The sequence below is a fragment of the Brevundimonas subvibrioides genome, assembly GCF_027271155.1.
In the GTDB taxonomy this organism is placed as follows: domain Bacteria; phylum Pseudomonadota; class Alphaproteobacteria; order Caulobacterales; family Caulobacteraceae; genus Brevundimonas; species Brevundimonas subvibrioides_D.
Genome location: NZ_CP114542.1, coordinates 2,465,001 through 2,490,318, shown reverse-complemented (window position 1 = coordinate 2,490,318; position 25,318 = coordinate 2,465,001). Strand labels below are relative to the sequence as shown.

The 25,318-nt window shown below is 66.1% G+C and carries 21 protein-coding genes and 1 tRNA gene; 8 read left to right on the top strand and 14 right to left on the bottom strand.

What is annotated here, in order from left to right:
* Positions 1 to 80 precede the first annotated feature (80 nt).
* Positions 81 to 2,759: a pyruvate, phosphate dikinase gene (gene ppdK, locus O3139_RS12575; RefSeq protein ID WP_269514394.1), complete on the top strand. Its 2,679-nt coding sequence runs from the start codon at positions 81 to 83 to the stop codon at positions 2,757 to 2,759.
* 95 nt (positions 2,760 to 2,854) lie between these two features.
* Here the strand turns inward: ppdK and O3139_RS12570 are convergent, their stop codons facing one another.
* The 5 genes from O3139_RS12570 to O3139_RS12550 form a co-directional block, all read right to left on the bottom strand.
* Positions 2,855 to 3,118: a hypothetical protein gene (locus O3139_RS12570; protein ID WP_269514393.1), complete on the bottom strand. Its 264-nt coding sequence runs from the start codon at positions 3,116 to 3,118 to the stop codon at positions 2,855 to 2,857.
* Between the two features lie 113 nt (positions 3,119 to 3,231).
* A complete protein-coding gene (locus O3139_RS12565; protein ID WP_269514392.1) occupies positions 3,232 to 4,380 on the bottom strand; it encodes a beta-ketoacyl-ACP synthase III in 1,149 nt (382 codons plus the stop codon).
* A gap of 81 nt (positions 4,381 to 4,461) precedes the next feature.
* Complete coding sequence (locus O3139_RS12560; protein ID WP_269514391.1) at positions 4,462 to 6,519, bottom strand: capsular polysaccharide biosynthesis protein; 2,058 nt, start codon at positions 6,517 to 6,519, stop codon at positions 4,462 to 4,464.
* A 52-nt stretch (positions 6,520 to 6,571) separates the two neighbouring features.
* A complete protein-coding gene (locus tag O3139_RS12555; protein WP_269514390.1) occupies positions 6,572 to 7,411 on the bottom strand; it encodes an HpcH/HpaI aldolase/citrate lyase family protein in 840 nt (279 codons plus the stop codon).
* A complete protein-coding gene (locus tag O3139_RS12550) occupies positions 7,408 to 7,908 on the bottom strand; it encodes a GAF domain-containing protein (RefSeq protein ID WP_269514389.1) in 501 nt (166 codons plus the stop codon). The genes O3139_RS12555 and O3139_RS12550 overlap by 4 nt, the downstream gene beginning before the upstream one ends.
* Before the next feature lie 259 nt (positions 7,909 to 8,167).
* On the opposite strand from O3139_RS12550, the gene O3139_RS12545 reads away from it, so the two are divergent.
* Positions 8,168 to 9,637 (top strand): tetratricopeptide repeat protein, encoded by a 1,470-nt coding sequence (locus O3139_RS12545; RefSeq protein ID WP_269514388.1) that lies wholly within the window; start codon positions 8,168 to 8,170, stop codon positions 9,635 to 9,637.
* Between the two features lie 14 nt (positions 9,638 to 9,651).
* Complete coding sequence (locus O3139_RS12540; protein WP_269514387.1) at positions 9,652 to 11,106, top strand: hypothetical protein; 1,455 nt, start codon at positions 9,652 to 9,654, stop codon at positions 11,104 to 11,106.
* 2 nt (positions 11,107 to 11,108) lie between these two features.
* Here the strand turns inward: O3139_RS12540 and O3139_RS12535 are convergent.
* A tRNA-Ile gene (locus O3139_RS12535) sits at positions 11,109 to 11,184 on the bottom strand.
* Between the two features lie 189 nt (positions 11,185 to 11,373).
* Here O3139_RS12535 and O3139_RS12530 point away from each other — a divergent pair.
* Positions 11,374 to 12,108 (top strand): SIMPL domain-containing protein, encoded by a 735-nt coding sequence (locus O3139_RS12530; protein WP_269514386.1) that lies wholly within the window; start codon positions 11,374 to 11,376, stop codon positions 12,106 to 12,108.
* Positions 12,109 to 12,126: 18 nt separating this feature from the next.
* On the opposite strand, the gene O3139_RS12525 is transcribed toward O3139_RS12530, so the two are convergent.
* Positions 12,127 to 12,660 (bottom strand): gamma carbonic anhydrase family protein, encoded by a 534-nt coding sequence (locus tag O3139_RS12525; protein WP_269514385.1) that lies wholly within the window; start codon positions 12,658 to 12,660, stop codon positions 12,127 to 12,129.
* Positions 12,661 to 12,963: 303 nt separating this feature from the next.
* Here O3139_RS12525 and O3139_RS12520 point away from each other — a divergent pair, with 303 nt between their 5' ends.
* Complete coding sequence (locus O3139_RS12520; RefSeq protein ID WP_269514384.1) at positions 12,964 to 13,740, top strand: PhoH family protein; 777 nt, start codon at positions 12,964 to 12,966, stop codon at positions 13,738 to 13,740.
* Positions 13,741 to 13,792: 52 nt separating this feature from the next.
* On the opposite strand, the gene O3139_RS12515 is transcribed toward O3139_RS12520, so the two are convergent.
* Together O3139_RS12515 and O3139_RS12510 are read right to left on the bottom strand one after the other, a co-directional pair.
* The gene (locus tag O3139_RS12515) at positions 13,793 to 14,491 is read right to left on the bottom strand and encodes a pirin family protein (RefSeq protein WP_269514383.1); all 699 of its coding nucleotides are present in this window, start codon (positions 14,489 to 14,491) and stop codon (positions 13,793 to 13,795) included.
* A gap of 146 nt (positions 14,492 to 14,637) precedes the next feature.
* Complete coding sequence (locus tag O3139_RS12510) at positions 14,638 to 15,165, bottom strand: PAS domain-containing protein (protein WP_269514382.1); 528 nt, start codon at positions 15,163 to 15,165, stop codon at positions 14,638 to 14,640.
* 142 nt (positions 15,166 to 15,307) lie between these two features.
* Here O3139_RS12510 and O3139_RS12505 point away from each other — a divergent pair, with 142 nt between their 5' ends.
* Positions 15,308 to 16,216: a hypothetical protein gene (locus O3139_RS12505; protein WP_269514381.1), complete on the top strand. Its 909-nt coding sequence runs from the start codon at positions 15,308 to 15,310 to the stop codon at positions 16,214 to 16,216.
* A gap of 597 nt (positions 16,217 to 16,813) precedes the next feature.
* On the opposite strand, the gene O3139_RS14770 is transcribed toward O3139_RS12505, so the two are convergent.
* From O3139_RS14770 to hfaA, 5 genes are all read right to left on the bottom strand, one after another.
* Entirely contained in the window at positions 16,814 to 17,308 is a 495-nt protein-coding gene (locus O3139_RS14770) for a YkgJ family cysteine cluster protein (protein ID WP_420022321.1), read from the bottom strand.
* A gap of 797 nt (positions 17,309 to 18,105) precedes the next feature.
* Entirely contained in the window at positions 18,106 to 20,970 is a 2,865-nt protein-coding gene (locus O3139_RS12500) for a M16 family metallopeptidase (protein WP_269514380.1), read from the bottom strand.
* A gap of 143 nt (positions 20,971 to 21,113) precedes the next feature.
* Positions 21,114 to 22,364: a holdfast anchor protein HfaD gene (gene hfaD / locus O3139_RS12495; protein WP_269514379.1), complete on the bottom strand. Its 1,251-nt coding sequence runs from the start codon at positions 22,362 to 22,364 to the stop codon at positions 21,114 to 21,116.
* Positions 22,291 to 23,301: a holdfast anchoring protein HfaB gene (gene hfaB / locus O3139_RS12490; protein ID WP_269514378.1), complete on the bottom strand. Its 1,011-nt coding sequence runs from the start codon at positions 23,299 to 23,301 to the stop codon at positions 22,291 to 22,293. Before hfaB ends, hfaD begins: the two co-directional genes overlap by 74 nt.
* A complete protein-coding gene (gene hfaA, locus O3139_RS12485) occupies positions 23,301 to 23,720 on the bottom strand; it encodes a holdfast anchoring protein HfaA (RefSeq protein WP_269514377.1) in 420 nt (139 codons plus the stop codon). Before hfaA ends, hfaB begins: the two co-directional genes overlap by 1 nt.
* Before the next feature lie 223 nt (positions 23,721 to 23,943).
* On the opposite strand from hfaA, the gene O3139_RS12480 reads away from it, so the two are divergent.
* Both O3139_RS12480 and O3139_RS12475 read left to right on the top strand, forming a co-directional pair.
* A complete protein-coding gene (locus O3139_RS12480) occupies positions 23,944 to 24,546 on the top strand; it encodes a rhomboid family intramembrane serine protease (RefSeq protein WP_269514376.1) in 603 nt (200 codons plus the stop codon).
* A gap of 63 nt (positions 24,547 to 24,609) precedes the next feature.
* Complete coding sequence (locus O3139_RS12475) at positions 24,610 to 25,038, top strand: CBS domain-containing protein (protein WP_269514375.1); 429 nt, start codon at positions 24,610 to 24,612, stop codon at positions 25,036 to 25,038.
* Positions 25,039 to 25,318 lie beyond the last annotated feature (280 nt).

Genomic DNA, 25,318 nt, shown 5'->3' with positions numbered 1-25,318 from the left:
CTTCGCGCGCCGGGCGCGTTAGTCAGGCCGACCGAGCGGGGCCTACCCGCCGATCTCGACGCGACCTCAGGGGACTATGGATGACACAGTGGGTGTACGGCTTCGGCGGCGGGTCCGCCGATGGCGACGCGTCGATGAAGAACCTGCTGGGGGGCAAGGGGGCCAATCTGGCGGAGATGTCGTCCCTGGGGCTGCCCGTTCCTCCGGGCTTCACCATCACGACGGAAGCGTGCGTCCACTACTATTCCAGTGGCCAGAACTACCCCGACGGTTTGCATGACCAGGTCGCCGAAGGATTGGCCAAGGTCGAAACCGTGGTCGGCAAGACCTTCGGCGATGCGTCCAACCCGCTGCTGGTCTCCGTCCGCTCCGGCGCCCGCGCCTCCATGCCCGGCATGATGGACACGGTGCTGAACCTCGGCCTCAACGACGAGACGGTCGAGGGGCTGGCGAAACTGTCGGGCGACCGCCGCTTCGCCTTCGATTCCTACCGCCGCTTCATCACCATGTATTCCAACGTCGTGCTGGGCCTGTCCCACGACGACTTCGAGGAGGTGCTGGACGACCACAAGGACCGCCTCGGCGTCACCGTCGACACCGACCTGTCAGCCGCCGACTGGGAAAAGGTCGTCGCAGCGTACAAGACCGTGGTCGAGCGCGAGCTGGGCCAGCCGTTTCCCCAGGATCCGCACGAACAGCTGTGGGGGGCGGTCTCGGCCGTCTTCGCCAGCTGGATGAACGACCGGGCGAAATTCTATCGCCGCATGCACGACATCCCCGAAAGCTGGGGCACGGCCGTCAACGTCCAGTCGATGGTGTTCGGCAACATGGGCGAGACCTCGGCGACCGGCGTGGCCTTCACCCGCAACCCCTCGACCGGCGAGGCGCGGCTGTACGGCGAGTTCCTGATCAACGCCCAGGGCGAGGACGTCGTCGCCGGCATCCGCACGCCGCAATCGCTGACCCGGATTGGCCGCGAGGAGATGGGCGAGACCGCCCCCTCCATGGAAGAGGCCATGCCCACGGTCTTCGCCCAGTTCGTCGACGTCGTCGGCAAGCTGGAAACCCACTACCGCGACATGCAGGACATCGAGTTCACGGTCGAACAGGGCCGGCTGTGGATGCTGCAGACCCGCAACGGCAAGCGCACCGCCAAGTCGGCGCTGAAGATCGCCGTCGACCTCGCGGCAGAGGGCGTGATCTCGCAGGAAGAGGCGATCAGTCGGGTCGAGCCGTCGGCGCTGGACCAGCTGCTGCACCCGACCCTGGATCCCAACGCGACCCGCTCCGTGATCGCCACCGGCCTGCCCGCCAGCCCGGGTGCCGCGACCGGCAGGATCGTGTTCGACGCCAATGAGGCCGAGCGGCTGGGTCAGCTGGGCGACGCCGTCATCCTGGTCCGGGAGGAAACCAGCCCCGAAGACATCCACGGCATGCACGCGGCGCGCGGCATCGTCACGGCGCGCGGCGGCATGACCAGCCACGCGGCCGTGGTCGCGCGCGGCATGGGTCGCCCCTGCGTGTGCGGGATCAACGCCCTGTCGATCAACGAGCACGCCGGAACCTTCACCGCCCACGGTCGCACCTTCAAGGCGGGCGACATCATCACCATCGACGGCTCGAAGGGCGAGTTGCTCGAAGGGTCGGTCGCGATGATCGAGCCGGAGCTGACCGGCGATTTCCAGACCCTGATGGCCTGGGCCGACAAGGTCCGCCGCCTGAAGGTGCGCGCCAATGCCGAGACCCCGCTGGACGCCCGGACCGCGCGCGGCTTCGGGGCCGAGGGCATCGGCCTGTGCCGGACCGAGCACATGTTCTTCGACGAGGCCCGGATCGCCGCCGTGCGCGAAATGATCCTGGCCGACGACGAGGCCGGTCGCCGCACGGCGCTGGCCAAGATCGAACCCTTCCAGAAATCGGACTTCGTCGAGCTGTTCACCATCATGGCCGGCCTGCCCGTCACGGTGCGGCTGCTGGATCCGCCGCTGCACGAATTCATTCCTCACACCGACGAGGACATCGACGCGCTCGCGGCCACCTCCGGGATCGACGCCGCCAAGCTGAAGCGCCGGGCCCGCGAACTTCACGAGACCAACCCCATGCTCGGCCACCGCGGCTGCCGGCTGGGCGTCGCCTATCCCGAAATCTATGAAATGCAGGTCCGCGCGATCCTGGAGGCCGCGCTGGAGGTGAAGAAGACGGCTGCACAGGCCCCGATCCCGGAGATCATGCACCCGCTGGTCGCCATGGGTCTGGAGATGAAATATCTGCGCGAATTGACCGATCGGACGGCCCGGGACGTGTTCGACAAGGCCGGCGACACGGTCGATTACCTGGTCGGGACCATGATCGAACTGCCGCGCGCCGCCCTGCGCGCCGGCGACCTGGCCGAATACGCCGAATTCTTCTCCTTCGGCACCAACGACCTGACCCAGACGACGTTCGGCATCAGCCGGGACGACTCCGGCCGCTTCCTGCAGGCCTATTTGGACAAGGGCATCTTCGAGACCGACCCCTTCGTCCGTCTGGACCAGGACGGCGTCGGCGACCTGATCCGCATCGCGGCCGAACGGGGCGGGGCGGTCCGTCCGGACATCAAGATGGGCATCTGCGGCGAGCACGGCGGGGACCCGGCCTCGATCGCCTTCTGTGAGCAGGTGGGCCTGGCCTATGTCAGCTGCAGCCCCTACCGCGTGCCGATCGCACGGCTGGCGGCGGCGCAGGCGGCGCTGAACGTGGAGCGCGAGAAGGATCGGTAGGACCCTCGCCGGCTCGCACTTGGATCGGGTCGCAGGCGGCACCGCCGTCGAGAACAGAAGATGAAGCCCCGTCCACAGCAGGGGCGAGGCATTCGTCAGGTGGGCTCGGCGATCAGCGCCCAGCGCCGCGATCCGTCACCGAACGGTCGGGCAAACCAGTCCGAAAACGCCTCGAAGGCCTGGACGATGGCCGGGCCCAGGTCCTGGGTCACCGGCTCGCCGCGCGAGCGTTTGAGGGCCCTGACACAGTCGATGACCGTGTCCTGATGGGCCGATCCGCCAAGCGATTTCAGCACCAGCGCGACGTCCCGCGCGAGCGATTCCAGAAAGCCGGGGGATTTGGCGGGCGCTGCGCTCATCAAGGGACTCCGTGCCGCTCGGTGTCTTGGTGGCCGATACGTCACAGACTGCGACCGGAAGTGCAAGCCATCCCTGTGTTCGGTGGCTCATCTATTCGTGATGGCCGGAGCGATCAGCGCTTCCGGACGAAGACCGTCCCCGCCGAATAGCCGGCCCCGAAGCTGCAGATCAGCCCGGTCTCGCCCGCATCGAACCCGTCGTTGTGCAGGTGGAAGGCGATGATCGATCCGGCGGAGGATGTGTTGGCGTATTCGTCCAGGATGATCACATTCTCGGCCTCGGTCGGGTCGCGGCCCAGGACCTTGCGGCCGATCATCGAGTTCATGTTGATGTTGGCCTGATGCAGCCACAGGCGCTTCAGGGCCGTGGGGTCGAGACCAAGATCGCCCGCATGGTCGACGATCATGTCCGACACCATCGGCACGACGTCCTTGAAGACCTTGCGGCCCTGCTGGATGAACAGCTTGTCGTCCTGCTGGCCAGCGGGGCGGTCCGATCCGACGGCCGCGCCCGTCTCCCCGGCCCAGCGGTTCAGGAAGCCGAAATTGTTGCGGATATTGTTGGAGAACACCGTCTTCAGCCGCGTACCCACGATGTCCCAGCCGCCCGGCCCGGCCGTCTCCGACGACTCCACGATCACGGCGGTGCAGACGTCGCCGAAGATGAAGTGGCTGTCGCGATCGGTGAAGTTCAGGTGCGCCGAACAGACCTCCGGATTGACCATCAGCACGGCCCTTGTGGGGTCGTTGGCCAGGAAGTCGGCCGCCGTCTTGATACCGAAGGTGGCCGAGGAGCAGGCCACATTCATGTCGAAGCCGAAGCCCTCGATGCCCAGCGCCTGCTGGATCTCGACCGCCAGGGCTGGATAGGGACGGGGCATGTTGGAGGCCGCGCACAGGACCGCGCCGATCTCGCTGACCGGCTTGCCCCAGGCCTCGATCGCCTGCCGCGCCGCCTTGACGGCCATTTCGGCCATGATCGACAGCTCGTCGTTGGACCGTTCGGCGAGGTGCGGAGCCATCCGCTCGGGGTCCAGGATGCCCGCCTTGTCCAGGACGAACCGGCTCCTGATGCCCGACGCCTTCTCGATGAAGGCCTCCGACGACGGCGTCAGGGCCGCGACATCGCCCTCGGCGATCTGGCCCGCATGGGCGGCGTTCCATCGCTCGGCCCAGGCGTTATAGGCCTCCACCAGTTCGGCGTTGGAAATGGACTGTTCGGGGGTGAACAGTCCGGTGGCGGCGATAACAGCGTGTGGCAAGTGGTTGTCCCTAACGCTCGCCTCGCGGAGGCTCGCTACTTGAGGGACGTTTGGCGTCCGCTCGGGTCGATCTGATGTGCTTCAATAGGCCGGTGGCGGTCGCTGGTCGAGACTGGCCTTGATGCCCTTCCACCAGCGGGCGATCTGGTTCGAGGGCGCGGCCGGAGGCGGATCGTTCCGCGCCGCAATCAGGGCCTCGACCAGATCCTCCGCCTCGCAGGGCCAGCCCTCCGGCGTGACGTAGATCGGGTATTCGATCAGGGCCGCGGCGACCAGCGCGTCCAGACCAACTCGCCGCGTCCGCCGCTCAAAGGTCATGGCGTCCGTCGTCAGGCCCCAGCCGCCATAGAAGGGCCGGCCATAGGTCGCCACCGCCTTGCCGCGCAGCAGTGCCTCGAACCCGGAGAGGGAGGTCAGCGTCGCCAGCACGTCGCAGGCGTCCAGGCAGTCGACGATGTCCAGCCCGTCCGCCGTCGCATCGACCGCCTGGATGGCCGAGGTATCCAGCCTCCCCGGCCGGTTGCCATTCATCACGTCGGGGTGGTTGCGATAGATCAGGAAGGCCTCGGGAAAGTCCGCGCGTGCCGCTGCGACCAGGCCCGAGTTGGTGCGGATGTCGCCGCAGCCTTTCAGGATCGACCTGTCGTTCTCGACCTGACCCACGACCAGCACCTTGCGCCGGTCCGCAGGCCAGTCCGGCCGCGCCGCGGCACCTGCCAGATTGTATTTCGAAAGCCCCGCCTCGACGACCCGCGCCCTCAGCCGCGCCGCACGGGCCAGCAGGTCCAGTGACTGTCCGCCACCCTCGATCAGGGTCTCCAGCCGCGACGGGCCGGTCGGGTCGTAATAGACGCCCTGGTCGTCCAGGGCGACGCTCAGCGCGCCGAAGAAGTCGGAGCCCAGCCCCCGTGAGCGGATGAAGCCATCCTCCATCCGCACAACCGGCACGGACGTCGCCGCCGCCACCGCGGCGATTTCCGGCGTTTCCTTGCCGGCCCAATAGATCAGCCGCCCCGACCTGGCCTGTGCCTTCTGCTCGGCTTTGACCGGATTACCAAAGTAGCTCAGCCGCGTGCGCGGGCCGTTCAGCAGCCGCCGGACAGGCGGCCGCTTGGCGGGAGAGAACCCCACCCCGGCCCAGTATCCGGAAAGTCGCTCGGCGCGGCCGCGCAGGGAGACCAGCCGTTCCAGTGCCGTCTCGACCTCGCATCGGCGGCCGGTGACCGGATCGACGTATCGGGGGTACCGGATCATCGCCGCCGCCACGACGGTCTCGATGTCGCGCGCCAGGCCCCGCCGCCCGGTCGTGACGTCGTCGGTGGTCAGGCCCCAGCCCGAGTAGAAGGCGGCCCCGAAACACCGGACCGGCAGGCCGCGCATCAGGGCCTCGAACCCCAGGGCCGAGGTCACACAACAGACCTGATCGACCTCGGCCAGCAGGTCGGCCGGGCACACATCGGCGTCAAGGACCGTGGTGCCCTCCAGGTCCGCCTCGACGATGCATCCCTTCTTCTTGCCCGCGGCCACCGCCGGATGCCGTTTCACGATCAGCTGGGCGTCCGGGTGCTCGGCCTTGGCCGTGCGTACCATGTCCGCGAAGCTCTCCGGCCCGGCCAGACCGCAGGCGATGGAGGCATCGCCCGCGGTCTGATCGACCAGCAGGATGCGCGGCCGGTCTTGCAGGATCGAACGGTCCAGCGGCCCGCCCATGTTGGTCTTGGAAATTCCCGTCTCGACGATCCGGTCGATCAGCGCCCGTGCCCGTATCCGCATGGCGGCGTCGCACCAGTCATCCGCCGTCTCGATCCACCGCTCCAGCCGCGAGGGCCGCGTCGCGTCGTAGTAGATACCGAGGTCGTCGACGACCAGACTGACCGACGCCGCCCCGGTCTCGCCCAGGCCGATGGAGCGCAGAAATCCGTCCTCCAGCGCCAGATAGGGCAGTCCTGTTTGTGCCGCGCGCCGGCGTCCGCTTCGGGATGATGGCTTCAGACCCCAACCGACAACGGTCTCCACCGGTGCCAGCGGGCTGGCCCGCAGCGACAGATCGTCAAGAAACGTCCTCAGGAACGGCACGTCCCATATGCCGGGCGAGCAGACCCAGGCGCGGCGAAGGGGGGGTGTTTGCAACTCAGGCACTTTCGACGGCTGGCCCGTTCATCGGCCGCGACACGCGAGCGAAGGCGCGTTCCTACCCACACGCTGCCGCGCGGTCCAGCAACGCCTGCGCCTGGACCAGATGCAGGCGCTCGGCCATCGCCCCATTCACGCGGATCGCGCCCTTGCCTTCGGCCTCGGGGGCAGCGAAAGCCGCGACGACAGCCCGGGCCTCCGCCACCTCGGCCGGGGTGGGTGAGAAGGCCGCGTGTGCGGTGTCGATCTGTTCTGGATGGATCAGGCTCTTGCCGTCGAAGCCAAACAGACGCCCCTGGGCGCACTCGGCCGCCAGACCCTCTGCGTCGTCCAGCCGGTTGAAGACGCCGTCGATGGCCAGCAACCCATGCGCCTTCGCAGCCGCCACCGTCGCCGCCAGCCAGGGCTTCAGCGGCTCCCGGTCCGGTGCTTGGCCGGTTCCCAGCGCCTTGGCCAGATCGTTGACGCCCAGCATCAAGGCCCCCAGCGGACCGCCCGCCGCCCCGATCCGGCGCAGGTCCAGCAGGGCGCGAGGGGTCTCGATCATCGCACACAGGCGAACGCCCTCGGCCATTCGCGCCTCATAGGCATCGACGGTCCCGGCCTCCTCGACCTTGGGGGCCACGATCCAGTCCAGGGTGACTCCTGTCAGCGCCGCCAGATCGGCCTCGCCCCATGCGGTGCCGGGCGCATTGACCCGCACCCCGACCTGGCCGCGAAATCCGCCTGCCCGGACTGCATCGACGGCTGCCGCGCGGGCCTCGGCCTTCATATCGGGCGCGACGGCGTCTTCCAGATCCAGCACAACCAGGTCGCAGTTCAGCCCGCGCGCCTTCTCGATCGCCCGTGGGTTTGACGCCGGCAGAAAAAGGACACTGCGGACCAGCGGGGCCTTCAAGCGTCTGCTCCGAAAACCCTGGCCATCAGCCGCTCCAGCGCCTGCGCATCGATCGTGTCGAACGCCGCCTTCGTCGTCGCGTCCACGTCGAATACCGCGATCAGGACCCCCGAGGCGTCGAACACCGGGACCACGATCTCGCTCTCCGAACGCCCGTCGCAGGCGATGTGGCCCGGAAAGGCGTGGACGTCCTGGACGATCTGGGTCTGTCGGGTCTCCGCTGCCGTTCCGCACACGCCTCGCCCGAAAGCGATCCGAAGGCAGCCCAGCGTGCCCTGATAGGGGCCGACGACCAGTTCGCGGTCCCGGGCCGGATCGACGACGTAGAAGCCGGTCCAGAAATAGTCGTCGAAGGCGTCTGCCAGCATCGATGCGACCGTTGCCATGCGGGCCACCCGATCCGTCTCGCCCTCCAGAACCGCCAGAATTTCCGATTCGACTTCAAGATAGGCCTCGGCCTTGTCGATCGGGCGGTCGGCGCGCGGGACATAGCTCATCAAATCGGGTCCGTCTGAGGTCGGGATCGCGACGCGGATATAGATCGCCGACGTCGCGACCGCGAGACACTGGTTCGCGTGGAAGGGGTAAACCCCTGTTTTCTGTGGACGAAGCTTGGCCGCGCCATATTTCCGCCAGCCTGCCGCAACGCTTTGTCGTCGAACGCTGTTAACCATGTCCGGAACTTCACTGGACCGGAGCGCCGGTTTCGGAAATGGTTAACGCGGTCAGAGTGTGGATCCGCTGGCAGGGAACGGGATGAGGGGAATGCGCGATCGCGACGCCAGCCATGACGAAAGCCCGCGTCGTCGCCTCGGTGGCCCGGTTGCGGTCGTGTCGGCCGTGGCCCTGCTGGCCCTGACCGCCGGCGCCTTGGCCAGTTGCGGTGACAACGGTGCGGCCTTCTGGCGGCGCGCCGACAACGCCGCCGCCAATCAATGTCCCCGGCCACAGTCGATCACGGGCTCGGAGTTCAACGCACAGGAAGCCGGTCTGCGCCTGCTGCGGCGCGAAGCGTTCCGGGGTGACTTCTTCGCGCAGCTTGAACTCGGATCGCGCTATGCGGCCAGCCGCGCCACCGACAAGAATATCGAGGATCCGATCGAGAGCGCGGTCTGGACCGGCCTGGCGCTGGCAAATGACGAGGGCTATGCGCCCATCAATCGCGTGAATCGCCCGGGTTGGGGCGGGTTCCGCTCAGGCTCGCGCTATGACGACTGCCGGGCCTGGGAGCGCCACGTCGCCTATCAGAGGCTGAACCGCCAACTGGGCCAGATGACCATCGACGAACAGGCCGCCGTCCGCGATCGCATGATCTACGTCCTGTCCACCCAGGACGCCGAGGGGTTCCGCACCCTGGCCCGTCTGCATGACGCCCTCTATGGCCCCTTTGGCGAGCCTTCCGACAATCGCGAAGCCCGCGAGGCGATCGGACGCAATGCCAGCGGCGGGCAGGGCCGGGGCGGATTCTATTCGGCGGCGTCCCTGTTTCCCCGCAACGATGTCGACGCCTACCTCTACAACTACCTGGCGACCCAAACGGGGGATGTCGGATCCTATGTCCTGCTGAAGGACTTCGAGCGGTCCTCGCCCGGCCGGTCGCAATACGGGTCCTTCGTCGAGGCCAAGGCGCGCCAGTGGGTGCCGCCGTTCGAATTCTATCCGAACGACGCCCCGGCCTCGGGTGTGCCCTTCTCGGACGAGAGCCGCCCGCGCGGTGACGCCTACGAATATGCGCTGGGCCGCATGACCGAATTGCCCTTTGTCCATGTGGGGCGTGCCCTGCGCTACCTCGGCGTGACCGAGACGGTCGTAAGCCGACCGGCCGACCTCAGCACCCGGCAGATCCAGACGCTGGAAGCCATGCTCGGCCACGACATGGACTCGCGCCTGTCGTGGCTGGAGATGGTCCGCGCCATCCAGCTCGCTGCCGTCAATGGCTCGTCCGAGGCCCAGCTGGTTCTGGCCGTCATGTATTCCGAGGGCATCGGCGTCCCCGCCGACTATGCCCGCGCGTTCCACTGGTATTCCCAGGCCGACAAACAGGGGTCGCCAGAGGCCAAATTCGCCGTATCGACCTATTTCGCGCTCGGCGTCGCCGGGGTCGCGGATCAGGACAAGGCCGAGGCCGTCGCATCCCGTATCGATTCGGCGCTCGCGGGTTTCGGTCCCTCCGCTTCGCGGTTGCAGGCTGTCCTGTCGCAAGTTTCCCGCTCGCAGCGCCGTTAGGAGGGGCTGACCACATGAAGACGCTGATCCTCGCCGCCTCCGCCCTGGCCGTCACACTGTCGTCGGCACCCGAAGCGTCCGCCCAGACCGCCGCCCGCGTCGAAAGCCAGACCCGACCCAACTTTGGCCTGCTGCTGGATCCTCCTGCCAGCCAGCGCAGCCGTTCGGGTGCCCATCGCCGCTGGTCCTATGGCAATCACCATCCCGGCTGGAACGGCGCGCCGTCGCCGATCCACCAGCCCGGCGGCTCCGAAGAGATCGTCCTGGTCGACTGCGGCGGCAATCCCGGCACCGGGGCTGTCGAGGCCGCGGTCCAGCGCGTGCGCCCCGGCGGCACCCTGGTCATCCGTGCCCGCGGCGGGGCCTGTGTCGGCTGGCTGAACATCGACAAACCCCTGACCCTCATCGGCGAGGGCGGGTTCGATCCGCGACGCTGGAACGAAAACCCGTCCGCCAGCCTCCAGGCTCCCGACGGACTGCCCTGCATCACCGTGGCCTCGGGCGTACGGCTCGAGGTCCGCGACCTGGTCCTGTCGTCTCCCCACGGAGGCGATGCGGCCTGTATCGTCAACTATGGCGGTCAGGTCATCATGAGCCGGTCAGGCATCCGACACTCCGGGGACGAGCCGGCCATCCTGTCGGACGGTGGTCTGGTCGACCTGCGCGATGTGGTGATCGACGCCCGGACCATAGCGCCGGCCATCATCGCCGACGGCGCGACCCTGACGACGTGGGAGACGGTGGTCACCGGTGCCCAGTCCGGCATCGAACTGACGCCGGGCGCCGGCGATCCCTCGCGCATCGACTCGACCACTCTGGTCGGGGTTGAGAGTCCCAACAACTATGGTCCCCGCTCGATCGGTATCTCGGTCCGCTCCCGCCGCGACTATGGCCGGGTCGAGGTGTCGAACACCAAGGTCTGCGGCTATGTCGAGGGGGTGGCCATCGAGGGGGCGTCGGTTACGATCGATGGTTCCAAGATCTGCCAGTCCGACAAGGGTGTGGTGCTGTACAATGGCGAGCTCAGCCTGACCAACAGCCGTATCCGCGCCGACACCGTCGGCGTCGGTCTCGCCTCCGGGCGGGCGGTGGTCACCGACAATATCTTCGTCGGCGTTGCCGCGGTATTCCAGCAGGAATACCGCGCACAGCTGACCGCCAGCGGCAACCGCGTCTGGTCCGACAGTCTATGCCGGCCGACCTATCGCCCGGTCTATCAGGACCGCTACGCCCCCTACTGGGATCAGGGCGGCCAGGGCTACGAGTGCCAGCGTTCAGCCTATCCGCGCGACTGGTGGGACGAGATGGATGGTGCCTACGGCGATCCCTACGAGGACTTTGCCTACAGCCCGACCGGCTATGACCGGTTCCAGCAAGGTTATGGCTGGTACACCGGCCAGGGACAGTATGTGGACCAGCGGACGCCCCGCGGAGAGGACCGCTGGCGCGACGGACGCCGCCGTCGATAGGGTGGTAGGCGCGGAGGGACTCGAACCCCCAACCAGACCGTTATGAGCGGTCGGCTCTAACCATTGAGCTACGCGCCCGCCGAACGGCATCGCCTAGCAGGGGCGGCGCGCAGGGGAAAGTCCGCTTCCTGTCGTCGATGTCATGCACATGAACGGTTCCTGCGGATGCGACCTGTCCCCCGTTCAGGCGTTCAGGGTCAGGGTTCCGCCACGGTCCTCGCGGAGAACTGAGGGCCGTCCCAGGAATCGTTCTCGATGAGGCTATCCATGACCCGCACCCTTCCCGCCCTCCTGCTGGGCACCGCCCTCGTCGGCCTGTCCGCGCCCGCGGCGCTGGCACAATCGGCTCCGATGGGGATGCACGCCATGACCGCAGCGCCTGCGCTGAATCTGTCGGCCTATGGCGAGGTCAAGGTCGCGCCCGACATGGCCACCATCACCTTCGGCGTGACGACGGAAGCTCCGACGGCCCAGGCCGCCATGGCCGACAACGCCCGCCGGATGCAGGAGGTCTTTGCCGCCCTGGGCCGCGCCGGGATCGTCGACCGCGACATCCAGACCTCGGGTCTGAACCTGTCGGCGCAGTACGACTATGTCCAGAACGAGCCGCCCCGGCTGCGCGGCTATCAGGCGTCAAACCGGGTGACCGTCAACATCATGGACCTGACGAAGGTCGGCGCGACGGCCGACGCGGTGGTCTCGGCCGGTGTCAACCAGATCGACGGCATCTCCTTCGGTCTGAAGGATCCCGGGGCCGCCGAAGACGAGGCTCGCATCCTGGCCGTGCGCGCACTGCAGGACAAGGCGCGCCTTTATGCCCGGGCGCTGGGTGTCGAGCTCGGGTCCATTCGCACCCTGAACGAGGGCGGCGGCTATCAGGCCCCGCAACCCATGCCGATGATGGCACGCATGGCCATGGCCGACAGCGCATCAACGCCCGTCGCGGCGGGCGAGCTGTCCGTCCGCATCGACATCACGGGCACCTACGACCTGGGTCGATGATGGCACCTGGCCCTTTCCCTAAGCGGGAGAGGGCTTCAGGGCCTGCGCATACCGCCTCCAGTTCTGCACATAGTGGTGTGCGGAGGCGGTCAGGGCACCGATCTGGGCCTCGTCCAGCTGCCGCACCACCTTGCCGGGCTGTCCCATGACCAGAGAGCCGTCAGGGATGACCTTGCCCTCGGTGATCAGGGCGTTCGCGCCGATCAGGCAGTTCTTCCCGATCACGGCGCGCCCCAGGATCACCGCCCCGATGCCGATCAGGGTGTTGTCGCCGATCGTGCAGCTATGAAGCATGGCCATGTGCCCGACGGTGACATTGTCCCCTATCGTCAGCGGCTCGCCCGGATCGGAATGCAGGACGCTGCCGTCCTGGATGTTGGTGTTCTCTCCGATCACGATCGGATCGTTGTCGCCGCGCACCGTGACGCCGAACCAGACGCTGGCCCCGGACTTCAGCGTCACGTCGCCGACCACGACCGCATTGTCGGCGATCCAGTATTCACCCTGCGGCGGCAGTCGCGGTTTCTTGTCCGCAAGCGAATAGATCGTCATGAAACCCTCATCTGGACTGAACGAAATAGGCTCTTTAAGCCTTTGGAAACCACGTTAGCATCAAACTGTTGATGCGATTCGAGGCCTTCATTTCGGCCCCGGATCAGAAGCCGGATCAACCCCGGTCCGGTCAGAACCCTGGAGAGCGTGCGTGACGCGTTCGGGTATGCGGCGGGTCTTCCCGCTGGATGTGGGATACATCTCCGACCCCGGACGGCCTGTCGGCATCTTCTTTTCCCTCCCCACCCTCGATCGAGGCGATGCCATTCCGGCGTCGCCTTTTTTCATGTCTCGGAGCCTGCCATGACCAAGCGCGCCGCCCTGAAGCGTCAATCCCGTGAAGGTGGAGCCTTCGACGGCCCCGATTATGGCCAGGACGCCAAGGTCCGCCGGTTGCCCGTCGCCCAGAGCCGGGGGGGCTGGTCGCCGCATCCGTCGAACGACGATCGAGAGCAGGGATACCTGAAGACGCTGAAGCCCAAGTCCGAGGGGCAGGCGGCACTGCTGAATGCGATCGACACCTCCAACCTGACCCTGGCGCTGGGTCCCGCAGGCACCGGCAAGACCTATCTGGCCGTCGCCAAGGCGGTCGAGGCACTGGAGGCCGGCAAGGTCGGGCGCATCGTGCTGAGCCGCCCCGCCGTCGAGGCCGGCGAATCCATCGGTTTCCTGCCCGGTGCCATGGAAGACAAGCTGGCTCCCTATCTGCGTCCGCTCTACGACGCCCTGTCGGACCGGCTGTCGATGAAGCGGGTGGGAGCCCTGATGGCCGAGGGCCTGATCGAGATCGCGCCGGTCGGATACATGCGCGGGCGCACCCTGAACAACGCCTTCATCGTCATCGACGAGGCCCAGAACTGCACCTATGTGCAGCTGAAAATGCTGCTGACGCGGCTGGGATGGCATTCCAACATGGTGGTGACGGGCGATCCGGGCCAGACGGACCTGCTGCCTTCCCTGTCCGGACTCGCCGACATCGCCACGCGCCTGGAGGCCGTGCCGGAAATTTCGGTCGTGCGCCTGGCGGAGGGCGACATTGTCCGTCACCCCCTGGTCGCCAGCATGATCGGGGTTCTTTAGCGGCCACCGGGGGTCTCCCTCCCCCGCAGGGGAGGGAGACCGCCATGGCGACCTAGGCTGCGTCGACCAGGACGATCTCGGCATCGTTGACCGCGGTCACGGTCAGGGTGTCCTCGCCGGTGATGGCGGCACCATCGCGGGCATTAAGATGGACGCCGTTGACCTCGACCTCGCCCCTGGCGGGCACCAGATAGCCACGGCGGGTCGCTCCCAGAGGATAGGTCGCGCTTTCGCCGGCCTTCAGGGTCGCGCCGACAATGCGGGCGTCCGTGCGGATCGGCAGGGCATCGCTATCCCCCTCGAAGCCTGAGGCCAGGACCACGAACTGACCGGCGCGGTCGCCCTTGGGGAAGGGCTTGGCCCCCCATGCGGGCTTTTCGCCGCGACGGGTCGGCTCGATCCAGATCTGGAAGATGCGGGTCAGCACCGGTTCGGCATTGTATTCGGCGTGGCGGATACCGGTGCCGGCGCTCATCACCTGGACGTCGCCGGCCTCGGTGCGGCCCTTGTTGCCCAGGCTGTCCTCGTGGGTGATCGCGCCTTCGCGCACGTAGGTGATGATCTCCATGTCCGAGTGGGGGTGGGGCGGAAAGCCCGAGCCCGCTGCGATCTCATCGTCATTCCAGACGCGCAGATTGCCCCAGCTCATGCGGGCCGGATCGTAGTAGCCGGCGAAGGAGAAATGGTGTTTGGCGTTCAGCCATCCGTGGTTGGCACCACCCAGGCTGTCGAACGGTCTGCGCTCGATCATCGAAGTCTCTCCGGCCGCAGGACGTCCCGCAGCGCCATTGCGAAGACGGTAACATAGGCAGGCGGACAAGAACTGCAACAGTCATGGTATTTAATGCGAGCCGAGCCCTTTGCCTCGGCGTCGGCTCTGGCGCGACCGTTTTTCCGTTAGGCGATCCGTCGCCCGTCAACGGTGGCCAGGGTTAGCGGCGGCCGTCCGGTCACGCCGACGCCGACCGAAAGACGGGCGGTCAGCGGGCCGACCGCATCGCGACGCCGCTCCTGATCCAGCGCGGGCTGATAGAGACCCAGCAGCTGGTCGGCCTCGCCGCCGGGGCCGCGCATGGGGGCGATGACGATTTCCAGCACGCCACGCAGGCGCGCCGCCTCGGCCACCATCACGACCGGACGGGCTTCGCGGAACGTCTGGACGACGGCGGCGGCGACGAGGGTCCGGCTTTCGGAAGCCCACAGGTCCAGCCAGCCGACACCCCGCATGGGCCGGCCATGCAGGGTCTCGATCCAGGCTCCCGCAAGCCGGAAGCTCACGCCGTCAGGGCTGCGGTCGGCCGTGAACAACTGGGGCACCAGCCGGCCCAGCCGCATAGGATCGAGCCCGGCGCGTGGAGGAATAGGGCCCGGAGAGGGCAATGCGGCCCAGTGATCGATCAGGGTCTGAGTGCCGGGATGGAACATGCGTCTCCCTTTCGGAGCCAGCGGCGCAAGGGCCGGGCCATTCCCTTGGCAACGGAAACGCAAGGGTTTTGCCCGCAGATGGGCCGCTGGACTGACCTGCGTCTCGTTGGGGTCGGCGATCGATTCTTCAGGAGCCTGACCCATGCGGGTGGCGATCAAGATCTGGCTGCCGGCGGTGGCCGGTGCCTTTACGGGTGCCATGGCCTTGCTCAGCCTGGCCGGACCGGCCTCGGCCCAGTGCAGCTCGGGCTGTACGCCGCCGCCGCCTCCGCCGTGTGGATCGTGCCAGCCGCCCCCGCCGCCGCCCCCTCCGCCTCCGCCGCCGGACTGCTGCACCCAGCCCCCGCCGCCGAGCTATCCGCCGGGGGGTGGCGACATCAATGTGAACGTCAACATCAATGCGAATGCCAATTCCGGAGCCACAGCGGGGGCCCGCGCCGGGATCAATGCCCGCGTGAACGGCTACGGCAACATCCGCGGCGGCGGTGGTGGCGGTGCCTATTTCAGCGTGGAGCAGCCCTATCCGACCGTGATCCAGGGCCTGACCGTCGAGGCCGGGGTTGGCACCCAGGTCGTCCGCGTGCCTTACGAGTCGCGCCGCCGCTGGGAAAAGCGCGTCGTCATCCAGGCCTTCTGTATCGACGACCGCGACATCCCTCACCCGGCGTCCCAGGTGACGCCAGACCGGGACATCCATGACGGCTATGAGGGCGAATTGTATCGCTGCATCGCCGGGACGCGGCTGCAGGTGACCTGGTCGGAATGGACCGGTCAGGTCAGTTTCGAAGGCGGACAGACTTTTGCCTGCCAGAAGGGCGAGGCGCTGTGGCGCGATAGCTCCGGCGACCTGCGGTGCAAGACCCAGCTGGTGGAGCGCGACTGCAACGAGCGCTCGCTGCTTCGCCGCTACGGCGCGGGCATCAAGGTGCTCGTCTGGGTCAAGGAAGAAATCTACACCGAATACCGCGATGAGGTCGTCCAGGCGCAGGGTGCCGCGATCACCGGGGCCTCGATCATGCTGGACGGCGGCGTCGGCGGGCGGGTGTTCTAGGCCCCAGACTCATTCATGGCCGGCAGGCGAAGCGGAATGCGACGGCGACGCCGGAGAGTAACTTGGCCGCGCGTTAGTCTTGGCGGGTGGCGAAAAGGCGATAGGCCTTGATCCGGCAGACTGTGTTTTCGACGCGGTGCCGCTCGGTGTACCGGGCCTTGTCGTAGACGACCGCGCGCCTTCGGTTGATGCGGACGGGCCTGACGGGAACGGCCCTGAAGCCGACCTGTGCTTCCAGCCGCTTCAGCCAGAACCGTCGCGTGGCCAGAGGTGGAAGCGGTTGTAGATCGTCGTGGACGTGCCGTAGCCGGCAGGGCGATCCTGCTATCGGCTGCCCATCCTGGGTATGTGGATGATGCGCGAGACCATTCCCCGGTCATCGACCCGCCGAGCGCCCACCTGGTTCCTGGACAAATGCGGCTCGACTGGTTCCATTGGATCATCCGACAGCCAAAACAGCTTGCCTATCACCGGCTCGGACGCGACCAGAATGCATCGAAATCATGATTTGCCATAAATCTTAAGGCAGGTAATCGGGTTTGGAGCCAAGCAACATGGAAAAAAATCACGCTATAATATATACCTCCGGATTTTTGATTAGGTCGCATCTCCAACAAGTAGACTCTTGGCCTTGGACGCAGCTCGGCGTGCCAGATGGTAGATTCTTGCTGCCCCTTCATCATAGCGAACAGTGATTTTGCAATGCTCGCCATATGTGTTTTCAAGAAAATTTCGTATCAGCTTCTCTGCGTTCTCGCGAGGGCCCAGGAGCTGGTTTGTCAATGGACATTCGGTGCGGCTGTGATAGGTCGCATAAACCTCCCCATCCCCTTCAAAAATCTTGCCCATCGTGTAGGGATAAAGATCACAGTCCATAGGCCGGTTTCCATAGACTTGGCACTGTTGGTCCCAATTTGGACATGGGCCGTTTCCAAGAGACGATATCTCAAAGAGCTTGCCTTTTCGAGAAACGGTTAGGTGTGTAATTTTGTTCTCAAAATGTCGATTGTATTCAGCGTAGTTGATCGTCAGGCCATTAAGCTCACGACAGCAACTTTGATTTGTTGGGCATTTCAGGCAAGGATTTGACAAATTACCTCCCGGTACAGAGCAGAAACGGCACGCTAAAAAGAACTTGTAAAACTGCTGTCAATTATCGTGAATAAATTCCATTCATCCTGGTTTGATAGAATTGGAATGCACACCGCAGAGCTTGATTTCGCAGGAAAATGGTCGCCTGTCTCGCTCTCGATTTCCGATCTAGCTATTTGTTTTTTTGGTCATTTGTCGACAAATGCTGTAAGTCATGTTTGCGCCAAGGGTTGCTGCGTGGGGCGGTTTGGCGCATGCGCGAAAGCGGATGATTTATCGGCGAGGTGGAAGACCACCTCATCATCAATGGGCCGGTTTTTTATGAGATGACAGCCTGTGCCAGCAGTTCGGGCCCAGCATAGAAAAATGCCTGCTCTTTTGGCTGGTTGCCTCAACAACCAACCAAATGATTTACTTGAGATTGGTGCATTCGATGGAATGGCACCATCAGTCAAGTTATTCAATTCCGGTGTGGAGGACTCAGTCAAGTTGGCCCTGCATTCCCGGAGGCGCTATGGGCCAGACACTCTGTGGCTGCGCCATGACCACGTGCGCTGTCAGGCTGCGATGCAGCGATAGATGGCTCCGCTTGAAGAGCCAGAGCCCGATTTACGCCATCCGCGAAATCGCGATGCGATTCCATCCCAGCCGATCAGTCTCCAGGCTGAATGGCGGACAACGGCCCGTTCAGCCTGTGCGACTGGCGGGTGGGATAGACATTGATCGTCGGGTTCATCGCCGACGATCCTGAGAAGACTGAAGGCCCCGGAGCGAAAGCCCCGGGGCCTTTTTTCGGTCTATTGCGCCGGTGCGTTGGCAGAGACCACCGAAGCGCGCCAGGCCTTGTCTGGCACCAGATATTTCCGGGCCGCTGCCTGGATGTCTGCCGGAGTCAGTGCCTCCAGATCGCTGATGTGGGTCAGGGTCTGCTGCAGGCTTTCAGGGTGGGCGGCGACGTCCTCCAGCTGGCCGAGCCAGTATTCGTTTCCGGCCTGGCTGCGACGCAGGGCCTCGACGGTCGGGGCCCGCGCGCGGTTCAACTCGTCATCCGTGATGGGGGTGTCCCGCAGCGAGGCTGCGATGGCATCCACGGCGCTGAAATAGGCCCCCAGGTTCTGGGGCGTCGTCTGGGCCGTGACGAAGATCGAACCGTAGCCGGGATAGACCTCGGACGCGCTGTCATCGACCGAGGGGGAATAGGCCAGGGCCTGACGCTCCCGGATTTCATCCAGCACCCGCAGTTCCATGACATCGGCCAGGATGCCGACCGTACGAGCTTCGGTGCGATCGGCAATCTGGTCGGTCGTGGGCCAGGCGACATAGCCCAGGGCCTGTTCCGGAGGACCATTGTGGGTCAGGGTCACGGGTGTCGGCGTACCTGCGGGGAAGCGAAGCGTGTCGGAGCCGGGCAGGGGCGCGGGCGCGGCCGGGCGAGCGGGCAGGGCAGCCAGGGTCGCACCGACGGCGGCGATGGCATCGTCCACCGTCACATCGCCGACCATCACCACGCTGAGCGGGCCCTGCGACAGGCCCGAGGTGACCTGCGCCTTCAGCTGATCGTTGGTGAATCCCGCCACCTGTTCGGCGGTGGGGAAGGTTTGACGGGCGTCGCCCGAGGCGAGAAGTCCGCTGGACTGGATCGCGAAAGCCCCGCCCGGTGTCGCCGACTGCTGTGCGATGATCTGGGGGAAGACGGCCTTGATCTGTTCGAACGGGGCTGGACGCAGGCCGGGGTCGGTCAGATAGGCGGTCAGGAGTTGCATCTCCAATGCCAGGTCCTGCGGTCGGGTCGAGCCCGCCAGCTGGTACGCGTCGGCGTCGGTGGAGAAACTGGCCCCGTAGATCTTGCCGCTGAGGACCCGCGCCAGTTCGTCGGCTGTCAGCTTGCCGAGGCCGCCGGCTGCGAAGGTGAAGCCCGCCAGGGATTGGGCCTGGGGGGTGTCGGTTGGCATGCCGAGCTCGCCGATACCTGTGCGGACGCTGATCAGAATCTGTTCGTCGCGGAAGGTGGTGGGCTTGACCACCAGGGTCGTGCCATTGGCGAAGGTGACTTGCGTTGCCCCGACTTCCGTCAGCTCGCGGCGCTCTGTGGGCCGGGCGGGCGTGCCGAAGCTCGTATAGGGCCATTCCGCGGCGGCCTGGGCGGCGCGGGCCGTGACGGCGACCGCTTCCGACGCCTGTAGCATGGCCGTGACCGCGGCTTCACCGCCTTCGATCGCTTCGGGCGTGATGACCAGGGCGAGCGGGCCCTGGCCTTCGAACACCGGCTTGACCGCCTCATCCACCTCGGCCGGAGTCAGGCCCTCGACTGCGGCATTGAAGATGTCGAGGTTGGTCTGTGGCGTGGTGAAGACGCGGTCGTCATTGGTGGCGGTCAGCAGTCCGTTGACCAGTCCCGGTGTGGTGCGAGTGGCGGCGGAGGCAACCGCGTTCTCAAGGCTGGTCCGGGTATCGGTGATCTCGCGCTGCAGTTCCGCCTCGGTGACGCCGAACTGAACCAGGCGACGCTGTTCCTGCTCGGCCGTCTCCAGCGCGCGCTGCAGGCCGCCGGGGTTGAAGTTGGCTGTCAGGGTCGAGATGTCGATGCTGTCGAAAAGGGTGCTGCTTCCCGCGCCGGCCGCAATGAAGGGTGGATTGTCCGCACGGGCGAGCTCGCCAAGGCGACGGTTCAGGACCGACAGCCCCAGACCACGCAGGATTCGAGAGCGTCGTTCGGCCACGGTGTCAGGGTCCCGGTCCGGATTGGTGACCCAGTTCAGCTGGACCGAAGACTGCACGCCGGGTTCGACCAGGATGCGGGTTTCCTCCTGACGCGGTGCGACCTGGCCGAGATCTGGCTCGGGGCCGTCGGGAGCCTTGGGCTGCCAGCTTTCGAAGGCAGAGCGGATCTTCTGCTCCATGACATCGACGTCGAAGTCACCGACGGCGAACATCGTCGCGCGGGAAGGCCGGTAGTAGGCGTGGTAGAAATCGACGAACCGCTGGCGCGGCGCGGTTCGGATGACATCCAGGTCTCCGATCGGGAACCGCTCCGACACGCGCTGACTCGGGGCCAGCAAGGCGAACTGGGCCTTGGCCGAGCGCAGGCCGGGCGTATTGCGGGTGCGTTCCTCGCCCTCGATCACGCCGCGCTCGGCATCGATGTCGTCGGCCTCCATCAGGGCTTCGGACACCTGTTCGCGCATGATCCGAAGGCCGGTGTCGACCGTCTCGTCGTTGGTGCGGGGCAGTTCCAGCTGGTAGAAGGTCTGGTCCCAGCTGGTGGCGGCATTCGTATCCGCTCCGAAGGCCAGACCCAGGCGCTCGAGAATGCGCAACAGCTCGTTTTCCGGGATGTTGGTCGTGCCGTTGAAGGCCATGTGCTCCATGAAGTGGGCCAGACCCAGCTGATCCTCGTTCTCCATCAGCGACCCCGCGTCGATCCGCAGCCTCAGGGACGCCTGGCCCGGCGGGGTGGCGTTGCGCAGGATCGCATAGCGCATGCCGTTCGGAAGCTGTCCGAACCGGACCGCGGGATCGGCCGGAATGTCGCTGTTGGCCTGGGGCCAGGGGTCCGAGGGCTGTGCGGCGGTCGTCGTCTGGGCCATGGCGGCACCGGACAGGGGGCCAGTCAGCAAGGCGAGGCCGGAGACGGCGGCAAGCAGAAGGCTGCGAGGGGTCATGAAGGCTCCAGGCGAAGTCGGGGGCGCCGCACTGGCATCCCGGATGTGGTTGGACAGAGGCAACGGTTGCCCCGACACAAGCCTTCCTCAATCTCTGGTAGCCGTAAAGTGAACTTTACGTTAGGCGGGCCTTCGCTCGCAGATCACGGACCCGGCCGCGAGACGTAGAAGGTCGCGGTATTGCCAACAGCGCTGGCGCTCGAAGCGATCGCGCGGCCTGTGCCATTGACGGTGGTGTTCGCTGTGGCCGAGACGGGACCGGAGTTGGTCTGATTGTTTGTGGCGATCAGATTGCCCTGGCAGGTCGAGCAGACATAGCCGGTGACCGAGTTGCCGACCGCGTCCGCCGAGACATAGGCGTCATAGCCATTGGTTCCCGCGAAATCGGCGCTGACCTCGACCCCGCCGGAGTTCACCTGGCTGTTGTCGATCTCCAGATAGACGTCGTTGTTGCCGGCGACGACCTCGTTGCCGGTTCCGGCTGCGGCGGCAGCGGCTGCGCCCCAGTCGTAGCTGGTCACGGTGGCCGAGGCGCGGACCTGGGACAGGTTGGACTGGTCCGTCGTCGCCACGACCGAGCCGCCATCGTTGTAGAGCAGGGTCTGGTTGGCGGTGGCGCGGGCGCGCCCGGCCAGATCCCAGGCGTTGGCGGCATTGGCGCTGGTCGATGCGGTGACGGCATCGCCGGCCGAGCGCTGGCGAATGATCAGGTCCTGACTGGAGGCGAGACCGGAGTTCAGGGCAGTCGCATTGGCAATCGACTGGCTGAGGAACTCGGCAGTTGCGGGGATGTATCGCGTCTCGGCGAAGTTTTCGGCCCGAACGCCGGCCTCGGAACGCTGGATCACGATGCCGGACACGTGTGAGGCGCTGGCGGCCATCGAGGTGGTGTTGGCGATGGCGGTGACGCCGACCGAGGCACCGCCGAGCATCCGGACGGAAGGGCCGTTCAGGCTCGAGGCGGCGGTGACTTCCGTCGGGCCTACGTCCTGGGTCGCCTCGATGGCGACGTCGCCCCCATAGGCGGCAGCGGCCAGATAGTTGCCGCGCGACTGGGTGGTGGCGTTGACCGGGCCTTCCAGGTCGCCGTCCACGCTCAGGGTGGTGGTCGAGCGGACGTCTCCCCTGGACGTCTGGGTCGAGGTCAGCTGGAGGTCGCGGTCCTGGGCCGTGCCGGACAGGTTGTTGCCCTGGGCCGCCGTGTCGGCACCCACCTCGTCCGAGGCCCCTTCGACGTTCAGGGTCTGGCCGGCGATGACGTCGCCCAGCTGCAGCTGGTTGTTCAGGACGATGACGCCATCCTGGGTCTGTCCGAAAGCGCTAGTAGCGGCTGCCACGAACAGCGCCGTCGCGGCGATCGTTCCAGCGGTCCGGATCGGCGCGGGTCTGGCCATTGTTCGTTCCCGTGTTGTCGTAGGCGGGGTAGTAGCCCCCGGTCGGGCCCACCGTGTTGAGCGGGTCGTTGGAGGCGTCCAGGCAAACTTCCGGACCCGGTGCGCCATACAGATTGGCCATGAACTCGACCGTCGCCCGCTCGATCACGGCCCGGACGGCCAGCTGCACCGGCTCCATCCCGCCGGTTCCGGCCGAGATATCCAGGACGTTGCCGTCCAGGAAGTCGAACACTCCGGCGGAGATTTCGCGGCCGATGATCTGCTTCTGGTAGGAGACGACGTCAACGACCTCGAGCGTGGTGGTCTGGACCAGGCGCAGGTCGATGGCGATGTTCATGACGAACACCTTGCCCTGGACGATGGTGGAGCCCGGCCGGGCGCTGTCGGTCTCGCCCTGCCCGGCGTCGAAGCCGGCCGAGCGGATATTGTAGTTCACCTCGGTGATGCCGCCGACAAGGTAGAAGTCCGAGCCCGGCACCTGGCCCGCCAGGATGCGGCGATAGTTGGGATCATCGGCTGTGCCGCCCTGGTCGCCGATCAGCCGGTTGTTGGCGTAGCGCAACTCCATTTCGGAGATGGAGGTGTCGTAGCGCTCGACCATCTGGGCCCCGGCCTTGGCCAGGGCGCTGAAGGCCATCAGGGAGGCTCCGCCCGTGACCTGACGTCCCCCGTCGGACGAGACCGTGCCGGTGTAGTCGCTGATCCGGCCCACGGCCATGCGCGGCGAGGGCAGGTTGTAGCGGCGGGCATAGTCGGCCAGGCAATACAGGGCCGTGGAATAGGGCGTCGGGTTCGATGTCACCGGCGCATTGCCGATCGGCGTCGCATACATGCCGTTCGGCCCGGCCGACGGGCTCACGCAGGCGCCGAGCATGGCCATGACGGCGAGGGCGACGCCGCCGACCTTCAGCCGACGGGTGAGGGCAGTGGTCGTCATCAGAAGCCTGTCAGGGTGCCGGTCAGATCGGTCCGGGCGGACACATTCCCCGTGTTGGTCTGACGTGAGTTGACTATGACCGTGTTGTGGTTGCCCTGGACCACCACATTCAGATTGTTGCCGATGGCCGTCGAGCCGCCGATGGCCGAGCCACCACCGCTGCTGCCAGAGCCTGAATAGGTCTGCGAGACGCCCCCGGACTGGGCGGAATAGGCGGAGGCCCCGGCCTGGATGATGCCGTCGACGATCAGGCGATTGCCGTTCTGGTCCCGGCTCGAGCCGGTCTGGGCCGTCGTGACCGACTGGCGCGCGCCGCCATAGCCGTTCTGAAACGACGACAGGCCGCCGGACCCTGCGGTCTGGGCGGCGGCGGGCAGGCCGACAGCGACGATTCCGAGGGGAATGAGCGCAGCGAGCATCCTTTTCCGGGTCATTTCGGCAGATCCCACGCGAACCAGACAGCGGATCGCCAGGCGCGATCCGCGTTCCAAAGTGGGACTTGGTTATTAAGAACCACTTGAGATCGCGGACGACGCCGCGCATTTGATCCGGATGGAGCCACTCCTCGGCCGATTCGACGGCCCACGCCGGAAAGAACCCGTCTTCAAGGCACCGCTGCTGGCTGTGCTGTTGGCTGCATCCATGCCCGGGCTCTATTTCTTTCAGAGCCGCGCCCACACCTACTGGCTGGAGCTGGCGTTCGCGCCGGTCGACCTGAGCCAGGGGCGGTATGCGGGGCTGGTGACATCGATGTTCGTGCACGGCGGATGGGCACACGCGATGATGAATGCAGTGGCGGCGCTGACATTCGGCACGCCGGTCGCGCGCCTGTTCAGGGGCACCGTAGGAGTCTTCGTTTTTCTGGCCCTGTATATTGTGTCGGGCGTCGTTGCGACGCTGGGATACGGACTGGTCCACTGGGGCAGCATGGATCCCCTGGTCGGCGCATCCGGCGCGGTGTTCGGCCTGATCGGGGCGGCGACGCGACTGCTGGGCGGGGGAGGGCGGGTGCTTCCCCTGACCGACCGGGCCGTTATCACCATGTCGATCGCCTGGATGGCGGTGAATGGGGTGCTTGGCCTGATCGGGTTCGCGCCCGGTGTGGAAGGCGCGCGAGTCGCCTGGGAAGCCCATGCCTTTGGCTTCCTGTTCGGCATTCTGGCGATCGGCCCGGCGGCGCGATTATTCGCCCGGCCGGACGAAAGGTTTGATTCGTCGGCCCGCCCGGGTGATCCTCCCGCCTGAAGCGGCCTTGCGTCCTTCGGGCCCACGGCCGTCTCCAGAAACCTCAAGGGAAGGAGCCGCGCCGTGCTGGTTGCAGAAATCCTCAAGTCGAAGGGTGGCGATGTCTTCGGCATCACCCCCGACACGACCCTGGCCAATGCCTGCAGCGAGCTGGACCGCCGCAAGATCGGAGCGCTGATCGTTTGCGACGGTGACCGGGTGGTCGGGGTCTTCTCCGAACGCGATCTGGTGAAGGCCGTAACGTCCGACGGTGCGTCGGGGCTGGATAGACCTGTGTCCCGCTACATGACGAAGGATGTGATCTTTGCCGACCCGGGCGAGACGGTCGCCACCCTGATGGGGCGGATGACCGATCGCCGGATACGGCATCTTCCCGTTCTGAACGACGGTCGCCTGGTGGGCGTGATCTCCATCGGGGATGTGGTGAAGTGCCAGATCGCAGAGGCAACACAGGAGGCGGAGAGTCTGAGGACCTATATCGCGGCCGGCTGAGGCGGGTGACCGAAGGGGTGCCGGCGGGAATCTTCGACCGCCATGAAAATGCCGCTTGCGGACGAAGTGAGGCCTCCGTATATCGCCCCCTCGCTCGGAGACGGGCCGGCCACCGGGGCCGCGGAGACGCAAGTCGCCACGGACCAGGAGGAAACGAGGAGTTCAAAAACTCCTTGCTTTCGCGGAAGGCTCCACATAGTCTCCGCGCTCCAATCGAATCGTCGGAAACGATTAAAGAGGTCAGCCTCTGGCTTTCCTCCCGACGGTTTTTTGCGCTCCA